We start from the raw sequence: 1,113 nt of genomic DNA on the forward strand, positions 1-1,113 counted from the left end.
ACGACGCAGTGGCGCAACGGAATTCATGGTGGTGCATGCTGCGTTGGCGGTGTTGCTGTCGCGGTTGGGTGCGAGTTCCGATGTTGCGATCGGCACGCCGATCGCGGGGCGTGGTGAGGCCGCGCTCGACGATCTGGTCGGCATGTTCGTCAACACGCTCGTGTTGCGGACGTCGGTCGACGGTGGGGTGTCGTTCGGCGAATTCCTCGACACCGTTCGCACGGCGGATCTCGATGCGTTCGCGCATGCGGATGTGCCGTTCGAGCGGTTGGTGGAGGTGCTCGATCCTGCGCGTTCGCAGGCGCGTCATCCGTTGTTCCAGGTGATGTTGACGTTCCAGAATATGGCGGACGCGCATCTCGAACTGCCCGGGTTGAGTGTCTCGGGTGTGGATGTCGATGTCCGGGTCGCGAAGTTCGATCTTCAGGTGACCGTCACCGATCTGGTCGGGTCGGGTGAGCAGTCGCAGGGATTCGGCGTCGAGTTCACCTACGCGACCGAGCTTTTCGATGCTTCGACGGTTCAGGGGTTCGCGGAGCGGTTCGTGCGGATCCTCGAGGCGGTGGTGGCCGATCCGTCGCGGCGGGTGGGGGATATCGATCTGCTGGGCGCCGACGAGCGTATGGCGGTGCTCGAGCGGTGGAACGATACGTCGCGTCCGGTGCCGGAGTCGACGTTGCTGGATCGGTTCGATGCGCAGGTCGCTGCGTCGCCGGATGCGGTGGCGGTGGTGTTCGAGGGTGTGTCGTTGACGTACGGCGAGTTCGATGCGCGGGTCAATCGGCTTGCGCGGTATTTGATCTCGCGGGGTGTGGGTCCGGAGACGACGGTGGGGTTGGCGGTGCGCCGGTCGTTGGATCTGTTGGTGGGGATGTATGCGATCGTGCGGGCGGGCGGCGCGTATGTGCCGATCGATCCGGATCATCCGGCCGATCGCATCCGGCATGTGCTCGATATTGCTGCCCCGGTGTGTGTGGTGACGACGGCCCGCGATGGGTTCGAGGTGCCGTCCGGGGTAGATGTCGAGGCGATGGAGATCGACCGGCACGATCTGGCCGATGTGTCGGGTGAGCGGATCGGTGATGGGGAACGGCGCGGCGACGTGCTGCGGTG

1 protein-coding gene is annotated in these 1,113 nt (G+C 65.0%); it reads left to right on the forward strand.

Translation table 11 applies throughout. The features are described 5' to 3' along the window. A partial coding sequence (locus tag AB0H50_RS35585; RefSeq protein ID WP_357461685.1) for a condensation domain-containing protein occupies window positions 1–1,113 on the forward strand: 1,113 nt, incomplete at both ends.

Origin of the sequence: Nocardia sp. NPDC050793, assembly GCF_040654065.1 — a bacterium.
Lineage (GTDB): Bacteria > Actinomycetota > Actinomycetes > Mycobacteriales > Mycobacteriaceae > Nocardia.